Annotated in this window: 19 protein-coding genes and 1 tRNA gene; 18 read left to right on the top strand and 2 right to left on the bottom strand. The window is 54.4% G+C overall.

The genetic code is table 11. From position 1 onward, the window contains the following. Positions 1-345: 345 nt before the first annotated feature. From thrS to C5F70_RS04445, 15 genes are all read left to right on the top strand, one after another. Positions 346-2,277, top strand: coding sequence for a threonine--tRNA ligase (thrS, locus tag C5F70_RS04375; protein ID WP_104902763.1), 1,932 nt, complete (start codon positions 346-348; stop codon positions 2,275-2,277). Continuing rightward, positions 2,277-2,828: a translation initiation factor IF-3 gene (gene infC / locus C5F70_RS04380; RefSeq protein WP_169850653.1), complete on the top strand. Its 552-nt coding sequence runs from the start codon at positions 2,277-2,279 to the stop codon at positions 2,826-2,828. Before thrS ends, infC begins: the two co-directional genes overlap by 1 nt. A 60-nt stretch (positions 2,829-2,888) precedes the next feature. Further along, a complete protein-coding gene (gene rpmI, locus C5F70_RS04385; protein WP_002553160.1) occupies positions 2,889-3,083 on the top strand; it encodes a 50S ribosomal protein L35 in 195 nt (64 codons plus the stop codon). Between the two features lie 30 nt (positions 3,084-3,113). Next, complete coding sequence (rplT, locus tag C5F70_RS04390) at positions 3,114-3,470, top strand: 50S ribosomal protein L20 (protein WP_002553161.1); 357 nt, start codon at positions 3,114-3,116, stop codon at positions 3,468-3,470. A gap of 109 nt (positions 3,471-3,579) precedes the next feature. Next, positions 3,580-4,596 (top strand): phenylalanine--tRNA ligase subunit alpha, encoded by a 1,017-nt coding sequence (gene pheS, locus C5F70_RS04395; protein WP_017847666.1) that lies wholly within the window; start codon positions 3,580-3,582, stop codon positions 4,594-4,596. A 26-nt stretch (positions 4,597-4,622) separates the two neighbouring features. Next, on the top strand, positions 4,623-7,001 hold the full coding sequence (gene pheT, locus C5F70_RS04400; protein ID WP_102618316.1) for a phenylalanine--tRNA ligase subunit beta: 2,379 nt from the start codon (positions 4,623-4,625) through the stop codon (positions 6,999-7,001). Between the two features lie 3 nt (positions 7,002-7,004). Further along, positions 7,005-7,307, top strand: coding sequence for an integration host factor subunit alpha (gene ihfA, locus C5F70_RS04405; RefSeq protein WP_002553164.1), 303 nt, complete (start codon positions 7,005-7,007; stop codon positions 7,305-7,307). Continuing rightward, positions 7,288-7,644: a MerR family transcriptional regulator gene (locus C5F70_RS04410; protein WP_003174972.1), complete on the top strand. Its 357-nt coding sequence runs from the start codon at positions 7,288-7,290 to the stop codon at positions 7,642-7,644. The genes ihfA and C5F70_RS04410 overlap by 20 nt, the downstream gene beginning before the upstream one ends. A 90-nt stretch (positions 7,645-7,734) precedes the next feature. Further along, positions 7,735-7,811: transfer RNA gene (locus tag C5F70_RS04415), tRNA-Pro, on the top strand. A 204-nt stretch (positions 7,812-8,015) separates the two neighbouring features. Then, positions 8,016-10,796, top strand: a complete 2,781-nt coding sequence (locus C5F70_RS04420; RefSeq protein ID WP_104902764.1) for a type I restriction-modification enzyme R subunit C-terminal domain-containing protein — start codon at positions 8,016-8,018, stop codon at positions 10,794-10,796. Next, on the top strand, positions 10,793-12,556 hold the full coding sequence (locus tag C5F70_RS04425) for a restriction endonuclease subunit S (RefSeq protein WP_104902765.1): 1,764 nt from the start codon (positions 10,793-10,795) through the stop codon (positions 12,554-12,556). Before C5F70_RS04420 ends, C5F70_RS04425 begins: the two co-directional genes overlap by 4 nt. A gap of 2 nt (positions 12,557-12,558) precedes the next feature. After that, a complete protein-coding gene (locus C5F70_RS04430) occupies positions 12,559-14,253 on the top strand; it encodes an AAA family ATPase (protein ID WP_104902766.1) in 1,695 nt (564 codons plus the stop codon). Next, positions 14,250-15,038 (top strand): HNH endonuclease signature motif containing protein, encoded by a 789-nt coding sequence (locus C5F70_RS04435; RefSeq protein ID WP_104902767.1) that lies wholly within the window; start codon positions 14,250-14,252, stop codon positions 15,036-15,038. The genes C5F70_RS04430 and C5F70_RS04435 overlap by 4 nt, the downstream gene beginning before the upstream one ends. Continuing rightward, a complete protein-coding gene (locus C5F70_RS04440; RefSeq protein WP_104902768.1) occupies positions 15,035-16,507 on the top strand; it encodes a class I SAM-dependent DNA methyltransferase in 1,473 nt (490 codons plus the stop codon). Before C5F70_RS04435 ends, C5F70_RS04440 begins: the two co-directional genes overlap by 4 nt. 32 nt (positions 16,508-16,539) lie before the next feature. Then, positions 16,540-17,532: a restriction endonuclease gene (locus tag C5F70_RS04445; protein ID WP_104902769.1), complete on the top strand. Its 993-nt coding sequence runs from the start codon at positions 16,540-16,542 to the stop codon at positions 17,530-17,532. A 977-nt stretch (positions 17,533-18,509) separates the two neighbouring features. On the opposite strand, the gene C5F70_RS04450 is transcribed toward C5F70_RS04445, so the two are convergent. Further along, positions 18,510-19,241: a hypothetical protein gene (locus C5F70_RS04450; protein ID WP_104902770.1), complete on the bottom strand. Its 732-nt coding sequence runs from the start codon at positions 19,239-19,241 to the stop codon at positions 18,510-18,512. Positions 19,242-19,514: 273 nt separating this feature from the next. Between C5F70_RS04450 and C5F70_RS04455 the strand changes: the two genes are divergently transcribed. Continuing rightward, complete coding sequence (locus C5F70_RS04455; RefSeq protein ID WP_104902771.1) at positions 19,515-19,862, top strand: helix-turn-helix domain-containing protein; 348 nt, start codon at positions 19,515-19,517, stop codon at positions 19,860-19,862. A gap of 806 nt (positions 19,863-20,668) precedes the next feature. Here C5F70_RS04455 and C5F70_RS04465 read toward each other — a convergent pair. Beyond that, positions 20,669-21,637 (bottom strand): DUF932 domain-containing protein, encoded by a 969-nt coding sequence (locus tag C5F70_RS04465; protein WP_104902773.1) that lies wholly within the window; start codon positions 21,635-21,637, stop codon positions 20,669-20,671. Positions 21,638-22,255: 618 nt separating this feature from the next. On the opposite strand from C5F70_RS04465, the gene C5F70_RS04470 reads away from it, so the two are divergent. After that, complete coding sequence (locus C5F70_RS04470; protein WP_104902774.1) at positions 22,256-22,468, top strand: AlpA family transcriptional regulator; 213 nt, start codon at positions 22,256-22,258, stop codon at positions 22,466-22,468. A 290-nt stretch (positions 22,469-22,758) separates the two neighbouring features. Continuing rightward, positions 22,759-23,823: an inovirus-type Gp2 protein gene (locus tag C5F70_RS04475; protein WP_158683836.1), complete on the top strand. Its 1,065-nt coding sequence runs from the start codon at positions 22,759-22,761 to the stop codon at positions 23,821-23,823. The last annotated feature ends 12 nt before the right edge of the window (positions 23,824-23,835 follow it).

Raw genomic sequence — 23,835 nt, forward strand, 5'->3', positions numbered from 1 at the left:
GACGAATGGCGATTCTCGGCGGATTTGACGGGGGACGTACAGCTCAAGTTCACTTTTGCCGCTATAAAAGCGGGAATTTGTTATTGGCTGTGGCGCCGTGGGCGCGATGACCGTTCATCTGTGCTAGCATCGTGTGCTTGGCTATTTCCGGGCGCGCCAAATGCCGCCTTGCCATGTTTCTTTTTGTCCACTCCAGTCACTCTGGTTCGATCACCGGTTGGCCGAAAGGCTCCTGCCGCTGTAAGGCAGGCGTTCATCACTGAACGGCCTGGTATTGGATCTTGTACTGGCTCATCCCAACCCACGTGACCTTTGGTAGGGGTCACCACTAGGAGAGGAGGCGCCATGCCAACTATTACTCTTCCCGATGGCAGTCAACGTTCATTCGATCATTCGGTTTCCGTAGCCGAGGTCGCCGCATCCATTGGTGCCGGCCTGGCCAAGGCCACCGTGGCCGGCAAGGTCGGCAAGGTCGACGGCAAGCTGGTTGACGCCAGCGACCTGATCACCGCCGATGCCAGCCTGCAAATCATCACGCCCAAGGATCAAGAGGGGCTGGAGATCATTCGCCACTCTTGTGCACACCTGATTGGCCACGCGGTCAAGCAGCTGTACCCGACGGCGAAAATGGTGATCGGCCCGGTCATCGACGATGGCTTCTATTATGACATCGCCTACGAGCGTCCTTTTACTCCGGACGATCTGGCCGCGATCGAACAGCGCATGCATGCGCTGATCGAAAAAGATTACGACGTGATCAAGAAAGTCACGCCGCGCGCCGAAGTGATCGACGTGTTCACTGCCCGTGGCGAAGACTACAAGCTGCGCCTGGTGGAAGACATGCCGGACGAGCAGGCCATGGGCCTGTACTACCACGAAGAATACGTCGACATGTGCCGTGGCCCGCACGTGCCGAACACGCGTTTCCTCAAATCGTTCAAGTTGACCAAGCTGTCCGGTGCCTACTGGCGCGGCGACGCGAAGAACGAGCAACTGCAGCGGATCTACGGCACAGCCTGGGCTGACAAGAAGCAGCTGGCCGCCTACGTCCAGCGCATCGAAGAAGCCGAGAAACGCGACCACCGCAAGATCGGCAAGCGCCTGAACCTGTTCCACCTTCAGGAAGAAGCGCCGGGCATGGTGTTCTGGCACCCGAACGGCTGGACCCTGTATCAGGTGCTCGAGCAGTACATGCGCAAGGTTCAGCGCGAAAACGGCTACCTGGAGATCAAGACTCCTCAGGTTGTTGACCGCAGCCTGTGGGAGAAATCCGGGCACTGGGCCAACTACGCCGACAACATGTTCACTACCCAGTCGGAAAACCGCGACTACGCCATCAAGCCGATGAACTGCCCTTGCCACGTGCAGGTGTTCAACCAAGGCCTGAAGAGCTACCGCGAGTTGCCGATGCGCCTGGCCGAGTTCGGTGCCTGCCACCGTAACGAGCCGTCGGGTGCGCTGCACGGCATCATGCGCGTGCGCGGCTTCACTCAGGACGACGCCCACATCTTCTGCACCGAAGAGCAGATGCAGGCCGAATCCGCTGCGTTCATCAAGCTGACCATGGACGTCTATCGCGATTTCGGCTTTACCGAAGTCGAAATGAAGCTGTCCACTCGTCCGGAAAAACGCGTCGGTTCCGATGAATTGTGGGATCGCGCCGAAGCCGCACTGGCCGCTGCGCTAGACAGCGCGGGCCTTGCGTATGATCTGCAGCCGGGTGAGGGCGCCTTCTACGGTCCGAAAATCGAGTTTTCGCTGAAAGATTGTCTTGGTCGTGTCTGGCAATGTGGTACTTTGCAGCTCGATTTTAACCTGCCGATCCGTCTGGGAGCCGAATACGTCTCCGAAGACAACAGCCGTAAACACCCGGTTATGCTGCACCGGGCGATCCTCGGCTCGTTCGAACGGTTCGTCGGTATCCTGATCGAGCACTACGAGGGCGCATTCCCCGCGTGGTTGGCTCCGACCCAGGCAGTGATCATGAATATCACTGATAAACAGGCCGATTTTGCTGCTGAAGTTGAAAAAACTCTCAACGAAAGCGGATTTCGTGCCAAGTCCGACTTGAGAAATGAAAAGATCGGCTTTAAAATCCGCGAGCATACTTTGCTCAAGGTTCCCTATCTTTTGGTTATCGGAGATCGGGAAGTCGAGATGCAGACTGTCGCTGTGCGTACTCGTGAAGGTGCTGACCTGGGCTCGATGCCCGTCGCCCAGTTCGCTGAGTTCCTCGCGCAAGCGGTTTCCCGGCGTGGTCGCCCAGATTCGGAGTAATTATTATTAAGCGTGAAATGAGACAAGATAAACGAGCTGCACCGAAAGCCCCGATCAACGAGAATATCTCGGCACGCGAGGTTCGGTTAATTGGCGCTGACGGCGAGCAGATTGGCATCGTCTCGATTGATGAAGCGCTTCGTATCGCTGAAGAGTCCAAACTGGACCTGGTGGAAATTTCCGCCGACGCAGTCCCACCTGTTTGCCGGGTGATGGACTACGGCAAGTCGATCTTCGAAAAGAAGAAGCAGATTGCTGCGGCGAAGAAGAACCAGAAGCAGATTCAAGTAAAAGAAATCAAGTTTCGTCCAGGGACGGAGGAAGGGGATTACCAGGTAAAACTGCGCAACCTGGTACGTTTCCTGAGTGATGGGGACAGGGCCAAGGTATCCTTGCGATTCCGCGGCCGTGAGATGGCCCACCAGGAGCTGGGGATGGAACTCCTCAAGCGGGTTGAAGCTGACCTGCTCGAGTACGGTTCGGTCGAACAGCATCCTAAGATGGAAGGACGCCAACTGATCATGGTCATCGCCCCGAAAAAGAAGAAGTAATCAATAGGGCACGGCAGGCCTTCTGATTATGTTTATCAACTGAATGCGGAGTATCCGAACATGCCAAAGATGAAGACTAAAAGTGGTGCTGCTAAGCGGTTTCTGAAAACTGCTAACGGTATCAAGCACAAGCACGCTTTCAAGAGCCACATCCTGACCAAAATGTCGACCAAGCGTAAGCGTCAACTGCGCGGTAGCAGCTTGCTGCATCCGTCTGACGTGGCAAAAGTCGAGCGCATGCTGCGCCTTCGTTAATTTTTGGATCAAGAATAGAGGAAGTAACTCATGGCTCGTGTAAAGCGTGGCGTCATTGCCCGTAAGCGTCACAAAAAAATTCTGAAACTTGCTAAAGGCTACTACGGCGCGCGTTCACGCGTATTCCGTGTTGCCAAGCAAGCGGTAATCAAGGCAGGCCAATACGCCTACCGTGACCGTCGTCAGAAAAAACGTCAGTTCCGCGCTCTGTGGATCGCTCGTATCAACGCTGGTGCTCGTGTTAACGGTCTGTCCTACAGCCGTTTCATCGCTGGCCTGAAAAAAGCGTCCATCGAGATCGACCGTAAGGTTCTGGCTGATCTGGCAGTGAACGAAAAAGCGGCGTTTGCTGCGATTGTCGAGAAAGCTAAAGCCACCTTGGCTTAAGTACCCCCGACAGTCACCCTGGGCTACTCCTGTGGCCCAAGGTGTTAAACGTCATAAATAGGGGAAGAGCCTTCAAGCTCTTCCCCTATTTTGTATCTGGAGTCTGTACATGGAAAACCTGGACGCGCTCGTCGCTCAAGCTCTTGAGGCTGTGCAAAGCGCTGAAGATATCAATGCCCTGGAGCAAATCCGGGTTCACTACCTTGGCAAAAAGGGTGAATTGACTCAGGTGATGAAGACCCTGGGGAATTTGCCGGCTGAAGAGCGTCCGCAAGTCGGTGCGCTGATCAACGTCGCCAAGGAGCGTGTCACAGAGGTTCTCAATGCGCGCAAGGCGTCGCTCGAGGAGGCCGAACTTTCGGCCAAGCTCGCCGCCGAGTCCATTGACGTAACCTTGCCTGGCCGTGGCCAGGCCTCGGGCGGTCTGCATCCGATCACCCGGACTCTGGAACGTATCGAGCAGTTCTTCACCCATATCGGCTACGGCATCGCCGAAGGCCCTGAGGTCGAAGACGACTATCACAACTTCGAGGCGCTCAACATCCCAGGCCATCACCCGGCCCGGTCGATGCACGACACCTTCTATTTCAACGCGAACATGTTGTTGCGCACCCATACCTCGCCGGTACAGGTCCGCACCATGGAAGCGAACAAGCCGCCGATCCGCATCGTCTGCCCAGGCCGTGTGTACCGCAGCGACTCCGATATTACCCACTCGCCGATGTTCCACCAGGTCGAAGGCCTGCTGGTCGATCGCGATATCAATTTCGCCGACCTCAAAGGCACCATCGAAGAGTTCCTGCGGGTGTTCTTCGAGAAAGAGCTGGCGGTGCGTTTCCGTCCATCGTTCTTCCCGTTCACCGAGCCTTCCGCCGAAGTCGACATGGAATGCGTGATGTGCAGCGGTAAAGGCTGCCGCGTCTGCAAGCAGACCGGCTGGCTGGAAGTGATGGGCTGCGGCATGGTTCACCCCAACGTGCTGCGCATGTCCGGGATCGACCCGGAAGAGTTCTCGGGCTTTGCCTTCGGCATGGGCGTTGAGCGTCTGGCCATGCTGCGTTACGGCGTGAACGACTTGCGTCTGTTCTTCGACAACGACTTGCGGTTCCTCGCGCAATTTCGCTAGTCGTAACGAATCTTTAGGAGAGCAGGATGAAATTCAGTGAACAATGGCTGCGTGGCTGGGTAAGCCCGCAGGTAAGCCGCGACGAGCTGGTTGCTCGTCTGTCGATGGCCGGTCTTGAGGTCGATAGCGTTACTCCGGCCGCCGGCGTATTCAGCGGTGTGGTCGTGGGTGAGGTGCTGAGCACCGAGCAGCACCCCGATGCCGACAAATTGCGTGTGTGTCAGGTCAGCAATGGCGCGCAGACGTTCCAGGTCGTGTGCGGAGCGCCTAATGTGCGCCCGGGCCTGAAGATCCCGTTCGCCATGATCGGCGCCGAACTGCCGGGCGACTTCAAGATCAAGAAAGCCAAGCTGCGTGGCGTTGAGTCCAACGGCATGCTGTGCTCCCAGGCGGAACTGCAGGTGGGCGAGGGCAATGATGGCCTGATGGAGCTGCCGGCCGACGCGCCCGTGGGCCAGGACATTCGTGTCTACCTGGAACTGGAAGACGCCAGCATCGAGGTCGACCTGACCCCGAACCGCGGCGACTGCCTGTCCCTGGCGGGCCTGGCGCGTGAAGTAGGCGCGCTGTACGACGCGCCCGTCACCCGGCCGGTGGTTGCCGCAGTTGCTGCGGTGCATGATGAAGTGCGCTCGATCGAAGTACTGGCACCCAACGCGTGCCCGCGTTACCTGGGGCGTGTGATCCGCAACGTCGACCTGTCCAAACCAACGCCGCTGTGGATGGTTGAGCGCCTGCGTCGCGCCGACGTGCGCAGCATCGACGCCGCCGTCGATATCACCAACTATGTGATGATTGAACTCGGCCAGCCGTTGCACGCGTTCGATCTCGCCGAAATCAATGGCGGCATCCGTGTGCGGATGGCGGAAGAAGGCGAGAAGCTGGTTCTGCTCGACGGCCAGGAAGTCAGCCTGCGTGCCGACACCCTGGTGATCGCCGACCATTCCCGCGCCCTGGCGATTGCCGGCGTGATGGGTGGCGAACACAGCGGTGTGTCCGCAACCACGCGTGACATCTTTCTTGAGAGCGCATTCTTCGACCAGATCGCCATCGCCGGCAAGGCCCGTTCCTACGGCCTGCACACCGATGCGTCGCACCGCTACGAGCGTGGCGTGGACTGGAAACTGGCGCGTGAAGCCATGGAGCGCGCCACTGGCCTGCTGCTGGAAATCACCGGTGGCGAAGCGGGCCCGATCACTGAAACCGTCAGCGAACAATACCTGCCGTCGATTGCACCGATCACCCTGCGCGCCAAAAGCGTTGAGCAAATGCTTGGCCTGGTGATCGAACCAGCGGAAATCGAGCGTCTGCTTTCGGCCCTCGGCCTGGGCATTGCCGCCGGTGAAGCCGGGCAATGGCACGTTGAGGTGCCAAGCCATCGCTTCGATATCAGCCTCGAAGTCGACCTGATCGAAGAACTGGCCCGTCTCTACGGCTACAACCGTCTGCCGGTTCGCTACCCGCAAGCGCGCCTGGCGCCGCAACCCAAGGCCGAAGCGCGCGCGCACCTGCCGGAGCTGCGCCGTCTGCTGGTTGCCCGTGGCTATCAGGAAGCGGTGACCTACAGCTTCATCGATCCTAAGCAGTTCGAACTGTTCAACCCAGGCGTCGAGCCGCTGTTGTTGGCCAACCCGATCTCCAACGACATGGCCGCCATGCGTTCGTCGTTGTGGCCTGGCCTGGTAAAAGCACTTTCCCACAACCTGAACCGCCAGCAAGACCGCGTGCGTATGTTCGAAAGCGGCCTGCGTTTCGTCGGCCAGCTGGATGGCTTGAAGCAAGAGCCGATGCTTGCCGGTGTTGTTTGCGGTAGCCGCTTGCCGGAAGGCTGGGCCCAAGGCCGTGATGCAGTGGACTTCTTCGATGTTAAAGCGGACGTGGAAGCCGTATTGGGGTTTGCCGGAGCACTGAACGACTTCTCGTTCGTGCCAGGTAGCCACCCAGCGTTGCACCCGGGCCAGACGGCGCGCATCGAGCGTGAAGGTCGACTGGTGGGCTTCGTCGGTGCCCTTCACCCGGAACTGTCGAAAACCCTCGGTCTCGACCGTCCGGTCTTCGTTTTTGAACTGGTCCTGGCCGAAGTCGCTTTGGGCAAGATGCCGAAATTCAGCGAGCTGTCGCGCTTCCCGGAAGTGCGTCGCGACCTGGCGCTGATCGCCGATCGTGAAGTGTCCGCCACGGCCGTTCTGGATGTCATCCGTGAAAATGCAGGCGAATGGCTGACGGACCTCAGGCTATTTGACGTCTATCAGGGTAAAGGCATTGATCCGCATAGAAAAAGCCTTGCAGTTGGCTTGACCTGGCAGCATCCATCGCGCACTCTTAATGACGATGAGGTGAATACCACGACACAAAATATCCTCACCTCGCTCGAACAAAGGTTGAACGCCACGTTAAGGAAGTGACGTATGGGGGCTTTGACGAAAGCTGAGATGGCGGAACGTCTGTACGAAGAGTTGGGTCTGAACAAACGCGAGGCCAAGGAATTGGTCGAGTTGTTCTTTGAAGAAATCAGACACGCTCTGGAAGACAACGAACAGGTCAAATTGTCCGGTTTCGGCAATTTTGACCTGCGAGACAAACGCCAGCGGCCTGGCCGCAATCCAAAAACGGGAGAAGAAATCCCGATCACGGCTCGCCGTGTGGTCACCTTTCGTCCAGGGCAGAAGTTGAAGGCCCGAGTTGAGGCTTATGCTGGAACCAAGTCATAACGACGAGCTACCCGTCATCCCAGGCAAACGCTACTTCACCATCGGTGAAGTCAGCGAGCTCTGTGCGGTAAAACCGCATGTGCTGCGCTATTGGGAGCAGGAGTTTCCTCAACTCAACCCCGTCAAACGCACCGGGAACCGTCGGTATTATCAGCGCCAGGATGTGCTGATGATCCGACAGATCCGTGCATTGCTGTACGACCAGGGTTTCACCATCAGCGGCGCGCGCCAGCGCATGTCCGGTGATGAAGCCAAAGACGACACCACCCAATACAAGCAACTGATCCGCCAAATGATCTCCGAACTCGAAGATGTGCTGGTGGTTCTGAAAAAATGATTCAGGCTTTTAAAATACTTCCACATTTCAAAAGCTTGCGGTATATTCCTGATCGCTTCATTGCGAAGCGAACCCAGTAACACGCCTAGTCGGGGCGTAGCGCAGTCCGGTAGCGCACTAGCATGGGGTGCTAGGGGTCGAGTGTTCGAATCACTCCGTCCCGACCATATTTATATAGAAAATCCAACCACTTAGCGGTGGTTGGATTTTTTGTTTTTGCCGTTTTTCCTGGTTGGCTCGAATTAAGTCGTTCTGGTTGCCAATTGGTTGCCAATTGAGATTGTCTTGCTCAGACTCCAGCATTACTTGAAGCAGTTCGGGTTGATGCTGCTTAAAATTCAATGGCGCGGACAATCGCAGGGACCAGCACAATGACGCCAGAGTCAAAAGCTCGTCAGCAAATTGATCAGAAGCTTGAACAAGCCGGCTGGGTCATTCAAGACATGAACCAGCTCAATCTTTCGGCAGGGATAGGGATAGCCGTGCGCGAATTTCCCACCGATACCGGCCCGGCTGACTACATGCTGTTTGTAAAGCGTAATGCCGTGGGCGTGATTGAAGCCAAGAAGGACGCTGCCGGCAAAAATATCACCATAACCGAAAGCCAGACTGAGCGTTACGCTAACGCTGGTCTCAAATGGCGCCAAGACAACACGCCCCTACGCTTTCTGTTCGAAGCTACCGGTCAAATCATCCGCTTTACTGATGGCGCCGACCCAGCTCCGCGCTCACGCGAAATATTTCACTTCTTCAAACCTGATACTCTGGCGACGTGGTTAGCCCAGCCTGAGAGCCTGCGTCGCCGCTTGGCCGATCAGATGCCAGCACTTACTGAGCGAAACCTACGCGAATGCCAGGTTAGCGCTGTCACCGGGCTGGAGAGGTCGCTTGCACTCAACAAACCTCGTGCCCTGGTACACATGGCCACTGGTGCGGGAAAGACCTTCACCGCTATTACCTCAGTTTACCGTCTACTTAAGTTCGGCGGTGCTAAACGCATTCTGTTTCTGGTGGACACCCGCAATCTCGGTAAACAGGCGCATCAGGAGTTCATGGCCTATACGCCTCCAGATGATGGGCGCAAGTTCACCGAGCTCTACAATGTGCAGAGGCTCGCTTCTCCCAATATAGACCCGCATTCGCAGGTTTGTATCAGTACCATCCAGCGGATGTATTCCATTCTGAGCGGTGAGCCCATTGATGAATCGGCAGAGGATGTTTCGCTCAACGAAGTGCAACAAACCGCCAAGCAGGAAAAGCTCGTCCGCTACAACCCTTTGGTGCCGGTGGAAAGCTTCGACTTCATTATCATCGATGAGTGCCATCGCAGCATCTATAACCTGTGGAAACAGGTGCTTGACTACTTCGACGCCAGCCTAATTGGCCTTACCGCTACGCCTGATAAGCGCACTTTCGGCTTCTTTAACGAGAACATCGTGGCCGAATACACCTACGAACAATCCGTCGCCGATGGTGTGAACGTCGGTTACGACGTGTATCAGATCGAAACCGAAATTACCCAGAAAGGCTCCAAGCTGAAAGCTAAGGAATGGGTGGATCATCGGGACCGGCAGACTAGAAAGAAGCGTTGGAGCGAAACCGAGGAAGATACCGTCTACACCGGCAAAGAACTCGACCGATCGGTGGTGAGTGTGAGCCAAATTCGCCAAGTAATTAAGGCCATGAAAACCGCAGTGGAAACGCAGATTTTTCCAGCGCGCAACGAAACACCCAAGACGCTCATCTTCGCCAAGACCGACAGCCATGCCGACGATATTATCAACATCGTGCGCGAGGTTTATGGGCAAGGGAATGCCTTCTGCAAAAAGGTCACTTACCGGGCCGAAGAAGATACTGACAGCATCCTTGCCAGCTTCCGCAACGACTACAACCCGCGAATTGCTGTTACCGTGGACATGATTGCCACCGGCACCGACGTCAAGCCGTTAGAAGTGTTGCTGTTCATGCGCGACGTGCGCAGCAAAGGTTATTACGAGCAGATGAAAGGTCGGGGAGTGCGCTCGCTCGATGGAGACAGCCTTAAGCGCGTCAGCAACAGTGCCGATGGCGCCAAAACCCGCTTTGTGCTGATCGATGCCGTGGGTGTGGAAAAGTCGCTAAAAACCGAGAGTCGTCCACTGGAGAAAAAGCCAGGTGTGGCACTGAAAGACCTGCTGCAAAGTGTTGCCATAGGCAGTCGCGACGACGACACCATACTTTCGCTGGCCAATCGCTTGGTTCGTCTTGCCAAGCAGCTCGACATCAAAGCCCAAGCACGAATTGAAAAAGCGTCAGGTGGTATTCCAGTGGCCGGATTGGGGAAAGGCCTTATCACTGCGTTAGATCCGGATGCTATTGTGCAAGCCGCGCTGGCGACGGCAAAAGTGAATGGTATCACCCGCTCTGAGGACACTCTGTTGCCCATTGAGCTCGAAGCTGCCCGCAGCGAACGCGTGGCCGCCGCCTGCGCACCTTTTGATAAGCCTGAGCTGCGCGACGAAATCGAAAGCGCCCGCCGTGAGCGCGAGCAGCTCATCGATCACATTAACCTGGATCAGGTAACCTTCTCGGGCTTTTCCGAGCAGGCCGAGGCACAGGCCAAAGTCGTCATTCAAAGCTTTACGGATTACATTGCAGCCTACAAAGACGATATTGCAGCGCTTGATTTTTTCTACCAGCAGCCCTACCAACGTCGTGCGCTGACTTTCGACATGATTGAAGAGCTGCACGACCACCTTAGCAAACCACCGTTTATGCTCACCACCGAGCGGTTGTGGAGTGCTTATTCGCGTGTGAAATCCAGCCAGGTAAAAGGCGCAGACCGCAAACGCCAGCTGACCGATTTGGTCTCGCTGGTACGTTTTGCCCTGGGGCTGGAGAGCGAACTGAAGCCCTTTGCTGACGAAGTGGACAAGCGCTTCCAAGCCTGGATTTTCCGTCACAACGCGCAACGCGGAACGGCCTTTTCTCAAGAACAAACCGATTGGCTACGCCTTATAAAAGACCATATCGCCTGCAGTTGTAGCATCAGTCGTGACGACTTCGATTACGCCGAACTAGCCGACAAGGGTGGCCTGCAGAAAGTGTGGGCGGTGTTTGGTGATCAACTGAACGAATTGATGGATGAAATGAATGAGGAGTTGGTGGCGTGATTGAATTACCAGCAAGTTGGGAAACCGCAGATCTCGCGGATATTTGCGAGCGGCTAGTTGATGGTTCTCACAACCCGCCGCCAGCAGTTGAGTCGGGGAAGCCCATGCTGAGCGCGCGGAACATCAATGACTTTCAAATCTTGTTTGATAATTATCGACTAATTAGTAATAGCGCGTTTGAACAGGAAAATGCCCGAACACAAGTCGCGCCTGGAGATGTACTACTTACGATTGTCGGTACTATTGGTCGGACAGCTGTGGTTCCTGCAACCCTTCCACCTTTTTCGCTACAGCGAAGCGTTGCTGTCCTCAAGCCGCGCGGTATAGGTTCCCGGTACTTGGCATACGCCCTGAGCTCACCAGAACAGCAACGATGGTTGACTGATAACGCCAAAGGTACAGCCCAAAAAGGTGTCTATTTAAAAACGCTTGGCTCTGCACAGATTCCCATTGCGCCATTCAACGAGCAAGTCCGCATCGTTGAAAAACTCGAAGAGTTATTGCCAGAGCTTGATGCTGGGGTGGCTGAACTCAAAGTAGCGCAAAAAAAGATAGCGCATTACCGACAATCGCTGCTGAAGGCCGCTGTGGGAGGCGCGCTCACCGCCGAATGGAGAACTCAGAACCCACCTATTGAAAGCGGCTCACAATTGCTGGAGCGAGTCCTGTTAGCGCGCCGCGCCCGCTGGGAAGCAAAGCAGTTGGGCAAATTTAAGGAACAGGGCAAAACCCCACCCAAAGACTGGCAAAAGAAATATCCCGAGCCAGTGCAGCCTGATACCACCGATTTGCCGGTGTTGCCTGAGGGGTGGGTTTGGGCGAGTTTGGACAAGCTGGGTGAGATAGCTTCAGGCGTTGCTAAAGGCTCAAAACGAGACAGCAATGTAGAGGTTCGCGAAGTGCCCTACTTGCGTGTGGCCAACGTGCAGCGAGGCTATCTCGATTTGACTGAAGTTAAGACCATTCTTGCGACAGAGCGGGACATTACTGAACTGACCTTGCAGAACGGGGATGTACTGTTCAACGAGGGGGGGGATCGCGACAAGTTAGGCAGAGGATGGGTGTGGCGTAATCAGGTGTCCGAATGTATTCATCAGAACCATGTGTTTCGCATGCGACCCTGCATCGCAGATATTCAGGCTGAGCTGATCTCCCACCATGGCAACACTTTTGGGAAGCTCTGGTTTCAAAACGCTGGAAAACAAACCACCAATCTTGCCTCCATCAACATGACCATGCTCCGAAGCTTTCCAGTGCCAGTTGCGCCTGCGGCAGAGCAATTGGAAATTTTGGAGCAAGTCCGGGCCCTGCTTGAGAGTTTGACTGACCAAGAACGCTCTGTTGAATTGGTGTTAAAACAGTCTGTCGCCCAACGTCAAAACATCCTTCGGGCCGCCTTCTCAGGCCAGTTGGTGCCGCAAGACCCAGATGACGAACCAGCCATCGCGTTGCTGGAGCGCCTCCGCGCCGAGCGGGCTGAGCGTGACAAGCAACCCAAGCAGCGCAAGACCAAACAACAGAAGGAGATCGCCGCAGTGGTGAGCAAATTGATTGACGTGCTTGCCGAGGCGGGCGATTGGCTACCGGCACAAGAGGCCTTCCGGCGCTGTGGCGTATCTAATGGAACACTGACAGATCAAATAGAAGCGCTCTATGCCGAGCTGCGCGCCTTGGACAAGGCTGGTCGATTGGCTGTGGAGTCTGTGACCGACAATCAGGGTCGCAAGCTGCACGATCGCCTTAAGCTGTTGGCGGCCTGATCATGCGCTTGGATAAACTCACCATTGGCAGCGCCAAGGACAGCCCGGCGCACCAGTTCAAGAACCTGAAGAACGTCACCATCGACTTTGATCAGGATCACTGGGTGACAGTAGTCATTGGCTGGAACGGCACAGGAAAATCCAATGTGCTGGAGGCGCTAGCTATCATCTTTCGCGATCTGATAGGCAAGAAGCGAACACCCGCTTTTGCTTTTCAATTGGCGTATCACATGGGCTCGGGCGAGAACCTTCGTCACATTAACATTGATGCTGATCCCGATCGTGAGAAGGATGCTTATCTTATTCGCGTCGCCCATGCCAAGGAGATCAAGCAAAGCGACCAGATCACCAGTGTATTGGATTTCGGGGGTGATGTTGATACGCCATTGCCGGGTGAACCGATCAAACTCACTGCCTTTTTGAACGCAGATGCCGAGTATTTGCCGCGCTACGTATTCAGCTACTACTCGGGCGAGAGCCCGCGTATGCAAGATGTGTTTGAGCCCTATCTGAAGAGCTATTACAAAGACCTGCTAGATTCAACAGTAGATCCTGCGCCTAAGCGCTTGTTCTATGCACTGCCGGTTCACAGCCAGTTTGTTCTATTGGCATTTCTTATCCAACCTGACCAGAAGGTGAAAGATTTTCTGGCGAAAGAGCTGGGAATTGATCCAGACAATGGTATCGAGTCGGTGCTTTTTGTCCTACGTGAGCCTCCTTGGGATTCGAAGGAAGGCGATCCTCGATTTTGGAATGCAAGAGGGTTAGTTCAGCGATTCCTGGATCGCCTAATGAAGGTGTCGACGGCACCTATCTCAATCAAAAGAAAGAAAAAAAAATCAATATGGAACAAAAACACCTCTGAGCACGAATACAAGTATTTGTATGTCAAGGATGCAGAATCGCTTAGAGAGCTCGTGGGTAATCAGCCTGCAAATGAATTCTTCCGTGACCTAGAAAGTACCTATGTCTCCGAACTCATCGAAGAGGTACGCATCCGTGTACGCCTCAAGAAGAATGATGGGAGTGTGACGTTCCGTGAGCTGAGCGAGGGCGAGCAGCAGTTGCTGACGGTACTGGGTTTGCTGCGCTTTACCGCTGAGAATGAAAGTTTGTTTCTGTTGGATGAGCCGGACACGCACCTGAATCCACGATGGTGTGTGGACTACTTGAACTACTTGAAATCGTTTGTCGGGCAAAACAGCCAGGGTCAGGATAATAGCCATATTGTGCTGACAACCCATAACCCCTTGGCAATTGCTGAACTGGTCAGGGAGCAGGTGCAGATCTTGTACCGTGAAGCAGGTAGCCGAACGGTTCGCGCCGAAAACCCGGCCGTAGACCCGAAAGGCATGGGCTTCGCCGGCATCGTGACTAGCGATATGTTTGGCTTAGGTTCTAGCCTAGACAAAGCTACGAACGACGATTTATTGGCATTGCATCAGCTCTCCACTCAGCAGAAGGCACTAAGCAATGCTGACCAGGAACGATTGGTGGAAATTCGTGAGCGGCTTGTAGGTTTGGACTTCAATTTCGCTTCTCGAGATAGGCTGGAGCAGGAGTATCTGCGTGCCAGATTTGATCTGGCTGCCGACGCATCAATCGACGGGGCTGTCGTCACACCACAGAATAAACAAAAGGCCCTCGATGCCCTAGTGCAAAGTTTGCTTCGCAACTTGCAGGAGGGACAGGCTTGAAATTCATTCAGATTCCTATGCCTCCGAACCTGCCAGTGCGGTGGCCCAAGATCTACAGTGCTAGGATCGCTGCGGTGACCGCTTCGCCTACACACGACTTGCGGTCGGTCTATATCAAGAAAAACGGCAGCTGGGGATTGCTCAAAAATTGGCTCTCAAATTGTAGTAGGCATAAATGCTGGTACTGCGAAGCGAAGAGTTCCCGGGCTCCCTTTGATGTTGACCACTTTCGCCCTAAGTTGGGCATCACGGTAGATGGCATCAAGCTTGTCAGCCATACCGGGTATTACTGGTTGGCGTATGAGTGGTGGAACTTTCGGCTTTCGTGCCAGCGGTGCAATCGTCCCGAAAAAAACGTTAGCGACACCTTACATGGCAAGGCGAATGAGTTTCCGATTCAGGATGAGGCACATCGATGTCAGCTGCCTGCAGGCTCGTTGATTGGTGAGTTGCCGCGGTTCTTAGACCCCTGCATACAGGCTGATTGCGGATTGTTGGCCCATGGTGTCGATGGGGAGGTCAAGCCCGCAGCTCCAACTGGTACTTGGGAATACCAGCGTGCGCGTTACACGATTGATCGGCTTGGATTCAACGAATGGAACACGCCGGAGAGCAAGAAAAATTCTTGGCGACTGTTGGACGATTTGATTCGTCTTGCCGGCAATCAGCCTGCCGTCGTCACGCATCTGCAAGAACACTTATCTAACGATCACGAGTATTCGAGTTTTTTCCGATCAGTCATTGGCACACATCGGGACAAGGCTTGGATAGAGGCTCTTTTATGAACACTAGCACCCTCGTCCAGAAAGTCTGGAACTTTTGCCACACCCTGCGTGATGACGGTGTGGGTTACGGCGACTACCTTGAGCAACTCACTTACTTGTTGTTTTTGAAGTTAGCGCATGAATACGCGCAGGAACCGTACAATCGCGATACGCATGTTCCCAGTGGCTATGACTGGGCCAGTCTGACATCTAAGGTGGGTGAGCCGCTGGAAGCGCATTACCTGGCCACCTTGCACAAGTTGGGGCAGGAGGTGGGCATGTTGGGCGCAATCTTCTTCAAGGCACAAAACAAGATCCAAGATCCGGCCAAACTCTCACGTCTGGTGCAATTGATCGACGCGGAAAACTGGATTAGCTTGGATGCCGACACCAAGGGCGACCTTTACGAGGGGTTGCTGCAAAAGAACGCTGAAGACACCAAGAGCGGCGCCGGCCAGTATTTCACTCCGCGTGCTTTGATTGAAGCCATGGTGGCTTGCGTTCGGCCCGAGCCAATGAAGACCATTGCCGACCCTGCGTGCGGCACGGGTGGGTTTTTCCTGGGCGCCTACAACTGGTTGACGCGACCCGGTGCTAAGCTAGACAAGCGCCAAAAAGAGTTCCTGCGCGACAAGACCTTCCACGGTAACGAGATTGTGCCTAACACGCGCCGTATGTGCTTAATGAACCTGTTTTTGCACAACATCGGGGAGCTGGACGGTGAGCCTTCGGTAGAGCGGTCAGACGCACTGATCAGTGAGCCAGGGCAGAAGGTGGATTACGTGCTGGCCAACCCACCCTTCGGAAAGAAGAGCAGCATGACTATCACCAATGAAGAGGGCGAGGAAGACAGAGAGGCCCTGACTTACGAGCGGCAAGACTTCTGGGAAACCACCTCGAACAAGCAACTCAACTTCATGCAACACATCGTCAGCATGCTGAAAGTGGATGGAAAAGCTGCCGTCGTCTTGCCAGACAACGTACTGTTTGAAGGCGGAGCGGGTGAGAAAATCCGTCGCAAGCTACTAGAAAACTGCGATGTGCACACGGTGCTACGTTTGCCCACTGGCATCTTTTATGCTCAGGGCGTTAAGGCAAATGTAGTGTTCTTTGACGCTAAACCTAAGGACGGGCAGATACACACCAAAGGCATTTGGTTCTATGACCTACGGACCAATAAGCACTTCACGCTGAAAACGCGCACGCTGAAGTTGGATGCCTTGCAAGATTTCATCGCCTGCTACAACCCGGAAAACCGCCATCAGCGCACTGAAACCGAACGTTTCAAATACTATAGCTATTTGGAGTTGATGGCTCGCGACAAGGCCAGCCTTGATATTTTCTGGTTGAAAGACGATAGCCTCGACAATCTTGATGACCTGCCGCCGCCTTATGTACTGCAGCAGGAGATAATTGATCATCTCGAAGCGGCGTTGCTTGCGTTTCGTGAGGTTTCTTTGAGTTTACCCCGATCTGAAGTGGGCGATTGATTGTGATGATGGCGCGGCGCTGAGGGGGAAAGATGGCTCGGATGTGGATGGTGCGCGGCGAAGCAGGAAGCCTTTACGACTCCTTTCGGGAGCGCGAAGTGGCCGCAATCGGGTGGAGTCAACTGGCCGCTCATGCGAAGCCCGGCATTGGGCGCAAACAATTAGTTGCTCTATACCAATCGGCTGAGCCTCTGATGAAACAGGGCACGGTGATTTCGGGTGCCTCGCAAGTGTGGCGCTTTGTTAATGAGATTCAGGATGGTGATTGGGTTATTACTTATTCACCTGCCAATCGTCTCTATCAGATCGGCAAGGTCAAGGGGCCGGCCGAGCACCGCTCTGAGTGGGCTGAGCAGGGCATGTCGCTAGTGCGCAAGGTGCAGTGGCAGCAGCCAGAGGTACCGCGTGACAATTTGGGTACCAGCACCAAGAACAGCCTGGGCTCGACTTTAACCTTGTTCGAGGTGCCTTCCAGTGCCGCAGCTGAAGTGATCGCTGCGTTGAAGGGTAAGCCAGTGCCGCAAGTGGTGGATGAGGCTGAAGAAAGTATTGCTGATCCTTTGGCCGACATTGAGTCTCAGGCGTTGGAGCGAATCAAGGATCGAGTAAATGAACTCGACTGGGATGAGATGCAGCAGCTGGTTGCAGGTATCCTTCGTGCGATGGGCTACAAGACCCAGGTTTCGCCACCAGGTTCCGACCGTGGCAAAGACATCGTCGCCTCACCCGATGGCTTCGGCTTTGAGCACCCGCGCATTGTAGTGGAGGTCAAGCATCGTAAGGGGCAGATGGGTAGTCAGGACATCCGCAGCTTTCTTGGTGGACGGCACAAGGATGATCGGGGTCTTTACGTTAGCACGGGAGGCTTCAGCAAAGACGCCCAGTATGAGGCTGACCGTGCATCCATCCCATTAGCGATGTGGACGTTGGATCACGTAGTGCGGGCTTTGATTGAGCACTACGACGCCACTGACGCGGAGACTAAACGCATCGTCCCACTGAAGCGACTGCATTGGCCTGCTTGAATTCGAAATGATCGGTATTTTTGCATTTGCATTTGCATTTGCATACGGATTGCCGATTGAAGTAAAAATATAGGTAGTCTCGCTCAGTCGGCGACAGCACCAGTAACTGGCGAGGTAATGAGTGACTCCTTGCTGTCTGAGTCCTTCAAGATGATAGACATTGCCCCACATCTCTTCAAAAAAACAGCAAAAAGCCCGCCGAGGCGGGCTTCGATACGTCAATGGTTTTTCAGCCGCTACGCTGCAACTAGTCCTGTTCCATCGCAATCAGGGCAGTCTTTGTGGTAGGTATCAGAGCCTGGCGCTCCTTCGCACCCGTCATTACTGCACGGAAGAGATCCGGGCCCATCACACTGGCCGCATTCACGCCACTTATCTTCCTCGGAGTCGAATATGCTTCCTCTGTCGCAGTCGGCTACACAATCGTGATCACCGTCACATTCAACAGAACCTGATCCACCACATTCGTGGCAATCCTGCTGCTGGGGCTCATCGTGATTATTATCGATCTCCATACATCTCTCCTCAGCTGATTGGACCTTGCTAGATTATCTCCTATTCAGGCCCTACCGACAAACGAGGTCATAATCGCACCCGTTCAAATTCTGTCCGCCGCGAACCAAGACATGGGGTGCGATTTAAGTTTTTCGTGGATCATCGCCATTCAGCAATGGCATCAGGAGGGCGCCCGGATGATAACGTCAGAGCAAAAAATAAATGCCCAAACCGACACAACCGAGCGCCCATTTGTAGGCGCTCGGTTGTGGCAGTTCACGGTTGTCGATGTGTCAGGGTCGGAGGTGTGTATGGAGTTTATGTTGTATGGGGAGGGGAACCATTGATGGGGTTTTGCTCAAGGGGGGGCTTCATCACACCCACCGCTCCACTCATTAAGTTGTGCGCTACTGATCAATTCGGCTTCACCTTTCTCTGCCTAGTAAACTCCGGTTAGCTAAGCATATCCGGCTGTCGAGACCTTAGTTGTGTTGTGCTGGATTTAATCCGATGACCTCGGTGAGTGATTCATCGCCGTAGCAAAAATCCCCTTGGCAATAGCCCCAAGAGGCGATCGGCATTTCCTTGAATAGTTTTGCTTTGTCCTTTGCCTTCCCAGCGACATCACAGCTAGCTTTTCCAGCTTCACACCATACGGACCAAACTTCTGCATTGCTGTACGTCTGATTTTCCGGATGGTTGAGCTTTACGACTTCATTCGATGCACTGGCCCTGGCGGTGATGTTCGTCGCGTTGGCTTCTGTGTAAATCGCATAGGGCGGGTATTTATCACCCTTGGGGCCAAAACCACGTTTCCAGGCAGTGACTTTTCCAGAATCATCTTGGTTCAGGTACATACCTTCGTTCACATACCACCGGCTGGCCATATTTTCTACAGCCCCGTACGGCCGCGAAACATCTCCCGCTGGAGCTTGGGTCTTTTCATCGAAGCAGGTGCCGAAAGTACAGAGGATTTGGGCGAAGGTATCGACTTGCACAATCTTCAGGCCCGAACCATCAGCGTTCACCACTTTGGCTGGAAATTTCGCGGGGATGACTACCGCGCATTCAGAGATCAGGCCGGTGCGACGTTCACAGGGGATGCTTTTTGGAACTTTGTCAGTCATGAAGATAGGGCGTTCGAAAAAAATCCTCTCTTCGGCTTGTACTGCAGTGGTCAGCAGGAGCGTTGCAGCAATCACGATGCTTTTCATGTGGCAATCCTTGTGGGCGAGGGATTGGTTAACTGAGCCAGTTCCATGGGGAGGCTGGTGTGGGGGGATGAATTAAGCGACTACGGTAAATATGTGTAGAGCGATCACGAGATCGGCACCTGCGGCCTGGCGGTGATTTCCTTATCGATTTCCCTGGAAATGGGAAGGTATCGAGAGAGTGCTTTTCAACTTATTTAGTTGAATTTCAACCTTTTAAGCACTTCATGTCAATGGGTTGATGCCCAACCATCTGGGTTGAGATGGGAGGATGTCGTGACCGAGATAGATCAGAATTACCTGGCGGGTGTGGTAGGGCAGGCCATTGCCAAACAGCGAATGCGCACAGGCCTGACGCAGGAGCAAGTGGCCGAACGATTGGGAATAGGCAATGAGGCGGTGTCACGCATTGAGCGGGGCGTCGTGATCCCTAATATCGCGCGACTGCTTGAGTTTGCGGCGATCTTTGAATGTGGGGCGGCAGAATTGTTGACGGAAGTCAGTCCGCGCCCGGATGACCAAGCGCGCCGGCTTCATGAGCTCCTATCGCTGCTGGACACCTCGGATCGTCAACTGGTGATGGGCGTGGTTGAACGCCTGGTGGGACGTCTCAGTCGTCAGTGAGGCGTTTCAAGCCTGTTCCTGTGCTGCTTCGAAGTGGCGCCGCAACGCAAGCACTGGCAGTTGAAACCACCGAACTGGTAGCGGGTGATATCCGCCGCGACTTGCAAAGCGGATCGATAGCTTGGGGCCACCGAGGCTAGTCTGCTCAGGATCAGGCTGTACCAGGGGGCGAACAGCGATATGCTCTGGCTCGGGGTAGGCTTTCGGGTTGGGTGGGAAGCTCGTAGCCATCCTTCGGCCAGACCCATCAGCAGGACGATACCGATGGCGGCCTCCTGGGTCAGGATGGCGCGCGATTCACAGATCAAACAACGTATCATCATTTTTTTATTACTCCAGGTCGAATTGAGATAGCGGGGTGTGTGGGCGTGCACAAGGCGTTGAGCGCGGCAGTGCGCGAGCGGCGTTTTGATTGGGTAGAGGCTCAAGGCCGCTGGAGCAGCCCACTCAGGACTCGCGGTATTCGGGTAAAAGGCTGAAGAGCCAGCAGGCGGCGAGGAGTGCCAGCATTAGCGGGGGGAAGCGCCACATCAACGCCAGCAATAAGACGACGGCGAAGCAGCCTGCCAGCACCCCCGAGAAGGCGAATATCGATGTCAGAAGCCGTAGGGTAGGCATGTGATTTTTTTCTCCGTATTGGTGGAATAACAGTGAGCGCCTACTGAGTCGCCCACCACTTGGTCGGATGCGCCTTTTGGTGGGGCTACTCCATGACGTTGTTTTCATCGTGCTCACCTTGCGGGCATAAAAAACGCCCGATTAGCGACGAGGCTAAGCGGGCGTTATAGGGGGGAGGAAGATAAGGCTCAGGCAACCAGTTGCAGAGCAGTGTCCAGGGCGCGTTGTTTGATCTGCGCTCCCTGACCGAACCAGGCTGAGTCCATGCGGTATTCGTTGCTGCGCGCGCGGCGCTCGTGATCGACGTACTCGGTCACGGCGTTGAGCAAGCCCCAGGCGGTACCGCGTGCCGAGTCCAGCTGGCTGCCCCGGCCCCGGCCTTCGTACAGTTCTTGGACTTTGCGCAGCGCACGCTCGTTGGGCAGCACGTCGGGCATCTGTACGTTGGGGCTGGTCTTGCACAGCACGTTCATGAAAAAACCCAGCGCTTCACGCCAGTGGACCTTGCGCTCGGCCAGTATGCGCATGCGGTACATAAAGTCATCCCAATGCGAGACGGCGATACCCAATTGCTTCTTCACGACCTGGGGATCGAAGCGGGTGTTGTGAGGCACCTTGATCGCCCGACTGCTGCCGTCCAGTGCGATGGTCAGGGTGTTGTTGCAGACTACGCGGACGGTGGTTGGCGTGGCGGTGGTGGCCAGGGTGCCGTCGCAGGAGGTGGCCAGCAGCAGGTAGCCGTTGACCGGGTCGTCGCCTTTCAGGGACGCGGCTTGCCCGGTCCGCGCAAGCGCCCAGAACTTGCGCCCACCCTTGAGCACTCCGGCCGTTTCCAGCTCATAGCCGGTGACCTCGGTCAGATCCCGGTAGAACTCCAGCACCTCACGCGGCTGCACGGTGTGGTAACGCTGGGAAACCACCGATAGCGGCGTCTTAGTGTCGGAACGGTAGAGCACCTTCTGTTCCGGGTAGGAGTGGATGGTACCCAGGTGGCCGACGGCGTCGGCCTTGAAGTGCACCGGGCTTTCCTGGATCTGCCAGTCCATGCCGGCTTCACGTTGCCAAACCTCGATGGGTTGTTGCTGGGTAAGCTGGTTGCCCAAGCCGTGCCAGGGCGTGGTTCCGGCGTAGGCCATTGTTTCGATGAGATGGGCCATGGTTCAGATTCCTAGGGGGGCAAGCTGGCATCGCAGCGCAGCAGTTTTTATGGGGAGGTTCATACAAATTGAGTGAGATCGCTGGCTGAGTTGATAGCCGTCACTCAGCCTGGGGTTATCTGTCAACACATGGTTCGCCGACGCAGTGGGCGGGTTCCATGTGGATTCAGTGCAGTGATATAGATGTGAAAGAAAGTGGAATGGATTGAACAAGGGGAAAGGACAAGGGCAAAAAGTTGGTTCCCACCAATAGGAAATTAGTTCCCCGCGTCCTTCTGCGCTCGGTTGAGGCGAGTGTGTCAGCATATCGTCCAGGTCAGCGGACAGAGCTATCGACTGAGGGACAAGCTGAAATCAGGTCAGATGGTGCCGAGAGAAACGGCCTCGCCACAGAAATAAGCAGACCTCAAACACCGCCGGGGTGGGTCAGTTTTACTTCGGTAGAGTGGGTCAGTTTTCAACCGGTGTTGACAAGAATGGACCGTCATGGAAAAAGCAGTGTGATCTGTCAAGGAGAAAATGCGCGCAAGTGACATCTTTCTGCATGTAAGTGCAAAAGCATTGTCTACCCATATTTGCCAAACTAGTCCGGTGATCAGACATGCTTGGAGATGCGAAATGGCAGAGAGAAACCGTGCGCTGAAAGTTTTGCGCATCAGGCAGGTACAAGACCGGACAGGGCTGAGTCGGTCGACTATCTATGACCGATTGAATCCGCGTTCGCCACGCTATGACTGTACCTTTCCCAAGCCTATGAAAATTGGTTTGTCGGCCGTGGGTTGGCTTGAGACCAGCATCAATGAATGGATTGAAAGGTGTTTCGCCGCGTAGGGGGGGGCGACAACTACCGGGATGTTGTCGGTGTCATGGATTGAATATTGCCACAGTTGAAGTGCGTTAACTTTTTCACAACTCCCAATGCGTTTTATACCGTGTGCGCTTGTCTGGATGTGGGTGATAGCTTCTTGTTGCTCAATAAATTTATGGAGTTTTTAATATACTGATATGAATGTTAGCTAAGGGTCAATTAGATATAGTAAGTATCTAATTCTTGTATGGGGCATGGGTGGGAAGCATTGTGGTGCCACTCGCTCAGTTGGTAGGGGGTTGAAGGAGGTTCAGTGATTTTTGTAGAGGAAGATAGGAAGATTGTAGAAAGTTATTTTTTACTAAAGGGGTTTGGGCGAACCGAAAGTGGACAGTTGGTGCCAGGAGTTGAGTATGATAGAAGGATTGGTCTGGCTCTTAAAATAGGTCCATTGATTCACGAAATAATTTCCTCTGATGAGAAATTATTTTCGATTGATTCGGATGATTCCCGCTGGCATCAACTTAAGTCGACGTCGCTAGGTCGACGCCTACTTCGGTGTGTTCGCAGTAAGTATTTAAAAAGCTATGATGGTACTGAGTTTCGTTTGAATCCTTATTTTGAGGTTTTCAGTGGGTGTATTGGTCGGTACGATTTGCTTGATAATATTGGGCTTATAGAAAGTGTGTGGGGAGAGCGCGTCAAGGAGGTTGTAAGTATCCTCAATTCTTGTGTGGAGGATATAAGGTGCGAAGTTAAAAGTGTTGCGTTCAAGAAGCAACTTAAGAATTACCGGCGGTCCGTCACAGAAAACTACAGGGAGTTAAATTCATATGTGAACGATCTATTCGGTTTCCATGCGCGCATGCTAGTGCTGAGAGTTGATCTAAGCTACTTGAAGGTGTTTCGTGGAGAAGCTGGTATTTCCTTTGAGGATGCTTGGCAACACCGCAGTAAACTGCTGAAGGAGCTAAATAAGGGGCGCTTTGGACGTCTGTTGGGCTATGCATGGAAACTTGAGAAAGGGCAGCGTAAAGGCTTGCATTACCATTTGCTCTTATTTTTTGACGGGGCTCAGGTTCGACAGGATGTCACCCTTGCTCGGATGATCGGTGAGTACTGGAATACTGTGATTGCCGAAGGGCGCGGGAGCTACCATAACTGTAATGCCTTCAAGGAACGTTACGAGTACTGTGGAATTGGCATGATCCATCACGCCGATCCGCTAGCGCAAGAAGGGATAAGGCGTATTGTTTTATATATGACTAAATTAGATGAATACTTCAAGTTGTCAGTGCCTGGCGTCAGATGTTTTGGAAAGGGCGTCCGTCCTAAAACACCGCAAGTCCGTCGTGGAAGGCCACGAATAGTGACCTGATCAGTGGCTATT

This window comes from Pseudomonas sp. LH1G9 (assembly GCF_002949975.1).
Taxonomy (GTDB): domain Bacteria; phylum Pseudomonadota; class Gammaproteobacteria; order Pseudomonadales; family Pseudomonadaceae; genus Aquipseudomonas; species Aquipseudomonas veronii.